Annotated in this window: 1 protein-coding gene; it reads right to left on the bottom strand. The window is 70.0% G+C overall.

Annotated features, from left to right (window positions below; all coding sequences use genetic code 11):
* A partial coding sequence (locus IZR01_RS49220; RefSeq protein WP_323747330.1) for a M1 family metallopeptidase occupies positions 1 to 1,192 on the bottom strand: 1,192 nt, incomplete at its 3' end.
* Between the last annotated feature and the right edge of the window lie 17 nt (positions 1,193 to 1,209).

Raw genomic sequence — 1,209 nt, forward strand, 5'->3', positions numbered from 1 at the left:
GGTCCCGCCCGGCCACCGACGACGCCACCTCCACGAACCCGGCCGTGGACACCGTCGAGTACCGGAACCGGTCGGTCCAGGTCCGCAACAGGGTGAAGAACACCTCGTCGCCGACCGACAACCGCAGCGCGTGCAGCGTCAGCGCACCCCGCTTGTACACGCGGTCGTCGAACAGATCCGCCGGGCCGGGATCGGCCAGCACCAGATCCTGCGGAAGCCGGGACAGCCGCTGGTGCCAGGTGCGGGCGTGCCCGTCGGCCGACCCCTCGCCGCAGCCCTCCGACCACAGCCACTCCGCGTAGCAGGCGAAGCCCTCGTGCAGCCAGATGTCGCGCCAATCCCCCAAGGTCAGGGAGTTGCCGAACCACTGGTGCGCCAACTCGTGCGCGATCAGCCGCTCCCACTCCCCGTCCATGTGGTTGCTGCCGAACATCGACACACCCTGAGCCTCCACCGGGATCTCCAGGTGGTCGTCAGTCACCACCACCGTGTACGCCTCGAACGGATACGGCCCGAACAGCCCGCCGAACAACGCCACCATCTCGTCCTGCCGCGCCAACGCCGCCCGCGCCGCCGACGCCCGCCGCACCGGCGCCACCAGCAGCTGCGGCACGCCGCTGCCGACCACCGGCAAATCAATCCGCTGATACGGCCCGATCTGCACCGTCGCCAGATACGTCGCCATCGGCGCGTCCTGCACGAACGTCCACGTCGAGGACGACCCGCTGTGCGCCACCGGCGCCAGCCGGCCGTTCGCCACCACCCGGTACTGCGAGGCCGTACTCACCTGCACCCGATACGTCGCCTTCTCATCCGGCCGGTCATTACACGGGAACCACGACGGCGCCCCCGTCGGCTGCGACGCCACCAACACCCCGTCGGCCAACTGCTCCCAACCCAGCCCGCCATACCGGCTCGACACCGGACGCGGCGCGCCCCGGTACACCACCTCCACCACCACCTGCTCCCCCGCCACCACCGGCGTCGGAAGCGTCACCCGCAGCTTCTCCTTACGATGCTCGAACCGCAGCCGCCGGCCGTCCTGAAGAATCACCCGATCCACCCGCAGATGATCGGAGAAGTCCAGCACCACCGCCGCCAACCGCGCCGTCGCCCGGCACGTCAGCACCGCCACCGCCGACATCCGGTTCGGCCCCACCCGGTAGTCCAGCGTCAGCTCGTAATGCTCCACGACGTAGCCCTCATTGC

This window comes from Catenulispora pinisilvae (assembly GCF_015356865.1).
GTDB lineage: Bacteria > Actinomycetota > Actinomycetes > Streptomycetales > Catenulisporaceae > Catenulispora > Catenulispora pinisilvae.